This window comes from Streptomyces phaeochromogenes, from assembly GCF_001418655.1.
Lineage (GTDB): Bacteria > Actinomycetota > Actinomycetes > Streptomycetales > Streptomycetaceae > Streptomyces > Streptomyces phaeochromogenes.
Window position 1 is genome coordinate 1 of sequence record NZ_LIQZ01000560.1, and the last position, 3,612, is coordinate 3,612.

The 3,612-nt window shown below is 69.9% G+C and carries 3 protein-coding genes and 2 pseudogenes; 3 read left to right on the forward strand and 2 right to left on the reverse strand.

Annotated elements, in window-relative coordinates; genetic code table 11:
* The coding region (locus AOK17_RS45745; RefSeq protein WP_055618569.1) for an AMP-binding protein at positions 1-1,342 on the forward strand (1,342 nt) is incomplete at its 5' end.
* Here the strand turns inward: AOK17_RS45745 and AOK17_RS45750 are convergent.
* Complete coding sequence (locus tag AOK17_RS45750) at positions 1,321-1,833, reverse strand: EF-hand domain-containing protein (protein WP_055618570.1); 513 nt, start codon at positions 1,831-1,833, stop codon at positions 1,321-1,323. The two genes, AOK17_RS45745 and AOK17_RS45750, sit on opposite strands and share 22 nt — an antisense overlap.
* A gap of 176 nt (positions 1,834-2,009) precedes the next feature.
* Positions 2,010-2,384, reverse strand: a complete 375-nt coding sequence (locus AOK17_RS45755; protein ID WP_055618571.1) for an STAS domain-containing protein — start codon at positions 2,382-2,384, stop codon at positions 2,010-2,012.
* Positions 2,385-2,795: 411 nt separating this feature from the next.
* Between AOK17_RS45755 and AOK17_RS45760 the strand changes: the two are divergent.
* Together AOK17_RS45760 and AOK17_RS53105 are read left to right on the forward strand one after the other, a co-directional pair.
* Positions 2,796-3,324 (forward strand): annotated as a pseudogene (locus tag AOK17_RS45760) (sigma factor).
* Positions 3,321-3,612 (forward strand): annotated as a pseudogene (locus AOK17_RS53105) (MDMPI N domain containing protein); the annotation flags it as partial. The pseudogenes AOK17_RS45760 and AOK17_RS53105, both read left to right, overlap by 4 nt.

A 3,612-nucleotide genomic window follows, 5' to 3' on the forward strand; every position in this document is an offset into this window, starting at 1 on the left:
CCTGGGCGTACGCCCAGGCACGGTGGTCGCCTGGCAGCTGCCGACCCGCATCGAGACGGTCGTGCTGGCGATGGCCCTGGCCAGGCTCGGGGCCGTCCAGTCCCCGGTGATCCCCTTCTACCGGGACCGCGAAGTCGCCTTCGCCGTAAGGGAGTCCGGGGCCGCCCATTTCGCCGTACCGGGCGAGTGGCGCGGCTTCGACCACACGGCGATGGCCGAACGCATAGAAGCACCCGGCATCTTCGAGGCGTACGACTCCCTCCCCGAAGGGAACCCGTCGGTGCTGCCCCCTCCCCCCACCAGCGGCACGGACGTGCGCTGGATCTACTGGACCTCGGGGACGACGTCCGACCCCAAGGGCGTACTGCACACGGACCGTTCACTGATCGCCGGCGGCTCCTGCCTGGCCCACGCGCTGCACCTGTCGGCCGACGACATCGGTTCGATCGCGTTCCCCTTCGCGCACATAGGCGGCCCCGACTACCTGGTCATGCTGCTGCTGTACGGGTTCCCGGCGGTCCTCTTCGAGAAGTTCGCGCTGCCGGACGCACTGGAGGGCTACCGCAAGCACGGGGTGACGGTGGCGGGCGGCTCGACGGCGTTCTACTCGATGTTCCTGGCCGAACAGCGCAAGAGCCCGGACACCAGACTCATCCCCACCCTCCGCCTCCTGGCGGGCGGCGGGGCGCCGAAGCCGCCCGAGGTGCACCACGCCGTCGTACGGGAGATGGGCGTCCAACTGACCCACGGATACGGCATGACAGAGGTCCCGATGATCACCATGGGCTCGCCCGACGACACGGAGGAGAACCTCGCGACAACGGAGGGAAGGCCCCCGGAGGGCATGGAGATCCGGATCGTGGACGGGGAGGTGCGCCTGCGCGGAGAGGCGGTCTGCACGGGCTATCTGAACCCCGAGCAGACCACGGAGGCCTTCGACAAGGACGGTTTCCTGATCACGGGCGACCTCGGACACCTCACGCCCTCCGGCCATCTCATCCTGACGGGCCGCCTGAAGGACGTCATCATCCGCAAGGGAGAGAACATCTCGGCGAAGGAGATAGAGGACCTGCTGCACCGCCACCCGGCGGTAGGAGACGTAGCGGTGATCGGCCTGCCGGACCCGGAACGCGGCGAACGCGTATGCGCGGTGATCGAACAACCGGAAAAAGCCCCGCAGTTGACGCTCTCCGCCATCACGAGCTACCTACGCGCGGAAGGACTGTCCGTGCACAAGCTGCCGGAGCAACTGGAGCTGGTGGACGCCCTTCCGCGCAACGAGACCCTGCGGAAGGTGCTCAAGTACAAGCTCAGGGAACGCTATTCGGGCACCGTGAAGTAGCGGGCGAAGGCGCTCACGATCTCCGGCTCGGTGACCCGGCCGTCGGAGTCCGCGTCGAGCGCGCCGGCCGCGGCGGTGGCGACGGTCTCGGGCGCGCCGAGGGCCTTGAGGGCCCGCGCGACCTCGTCCACGGTCGCCGCCGCGTCCCCGTCGCCGTCCGCGATGGCGAGCGCCGCGTCCAGGAAGGGGCGGGCGATCTCGGCGAACCGGTCGGGGTTGTCCCGCAGCCGCTTCACCGCGCCGCCCACGAACTCCTCGCGGGTGATCCGCTGGTCGCCGTCCCGGTCCGCTATTCCGGCCATGCCCTGCCAGAAGGCCTCCGCGCCGATGTAGAGGGCCTGGCCCTTGTCGGACCGGGCCGCGATGCCGAACTCGGCGAGCAGCGCCTTGGTCGCCGCGTTGAAGTCCTCGCGGTCGATATAGCCGTTGCCGTCCTGATCGAAGGTGGCGAACCGCGCGGCGATCTTTCGCTCGTACTCGGTGCTGACCATGTCTTTTCGGGCCGCCTTACATCACGTGGGTACGTCTGGCAGGGAGCGTACGACGACCGGGGCCCTCGGGGAGCGGGAAAACGACGCTTGTGCCAAGACCGGAGGAATTCCACGACAACCGTGTCGCGCAGTCACGGGACGATCTTCCCCTCCACGCGCCCCGCACGTGACGCGAATCACGCCGACAGCGAATCCGGTTGGTCGTCGACGGCGGCGTCGACATCGGGATACACGTCGAAGAGGCGGCGCACACCGAGGGCGCCCAGCACCCGGTTGACGTGGGATCCGTCCACGGCGCCCTGCGCGGGAAGGATCAAGCGGAGGCGTCCCTGGCAGGACCGGAGCAGCCGCCGGGTCGCGATCAGCACCCCCACACCACTGGAGTCACAGAACAGGACCCCGGACAGATCGAGGACAAGGCTGTGCCGCCCGTCGGCCACGGCGTCGTGCACGCGCTGCCGCAGCACCGGTGACGTCACCAGATCCATCTCGCCCGACACCCGGAGCACGACCCAGCCGCGCTGCTCGCCGTCGGTCACCCTGAGCGTCACGCGCCTGCCCCTCGCTCGACGTTGTTGGACCCTGTCGGCCCGACGACGTCGGACCCGGAAACGGAACCGGAAGTGGTCCTGTCATTTCCCTGGTGCGCGGCTGCCCCACCCTCACTCCATGAAACACCGGATGCGGAATCGAAGCGTGCCCCAGTTGGGCTGTTTCGGTCGAGAACGGTCCAGTACGGTCGATCCTGATCGGGCCGAGCCACGGCAGACACACGCACACCGTGAGGAGTCGCACGCACAGTGTGATCGGGGCACTACCATCCACAGCTCCGCGAGGGGCGCGCATTGCCACAAAGGGGCGTGCGTTGTCAGGGGTGCCGACTACATTCGGGAGGAAGCCGGAGAGGAGAATCCGGTGGACACAGGGACAGGCGCACCGCACGACCGGGGGTGAGGGGCCGCATGACCAACAAGGACGCGCCGCCCCGCTGGGACCGCAAGATGCAACAGCGGCTCGCACGCGGGGAGGCAGCCGCGCTCGGTGAGCTCTACGACCGATTCGCTTCACTCGTGCACGGCCTCGCCCATCGCGTGCTCGGAGACGACCGGGCCGCCGACGGCGTCACCCGCGAGGTCTTCGCCCACGTCTGGGAGAACCCCGAGGCGTACGACCCCAAGCAGGGCCCCCTGCGCTCCTGGGTCGCCACGCTGACCCACCGCCGCGCTCGCCCACGACGGCTCGGGCAGCACCGAGGAGCTGGAGCGCAAGGTCCGCCGGGCCTCGGTGGCGGCCCGCGCCGACTACATCGTCACGTCCATGCCCGCCCCGCTGCGCGCGGCCCTGGAGCTCGCCTACTTCCAGCGCCGCGACTACCGCCAGACGGCCACCGACCTCGGCGTCACAGAGGACGAGGCCCGCCGCCGCCTGCGCCTGGGCCTCCAGCTCCTGTCGACGGCCCATGACACGGGCCGCTCCGGGGGTGCCGAATGACGGGCACAGAGGCACACGACAGCTACGGGGAGAAGCCGGACCCGGAGGACCACAACGCCCAAGCGGGCCCCCAGAAGGACACCTCACCCCCGGAGAACGGCCCGGGCGGACCGTCCGGCCCGGAACCCCCCGAGCCCAGTAGCTCTCGCACCCCCGACGAACCCCCGCGCATACCCATGCCACGCACATCGGTCGAGGACACGGGCCTCCCCCTCCCCGAGCCGGCACCGGCCCGCCTGTTCCTCGAACACCGGGTCCTCAAGTCCCCGCTCGGCGCCGGGGCCCTGG

Bases quoted from the DNA above. Each gene is read 5' to 3' on its own strand.
- AOK17_RS45750 (WP_055618570.1), bottom strand. From the start codon at position 1,833: ATGGTCAGCACCGAGTACGAGCGAAAGATCGCCGCGCGGTTCGCCACC.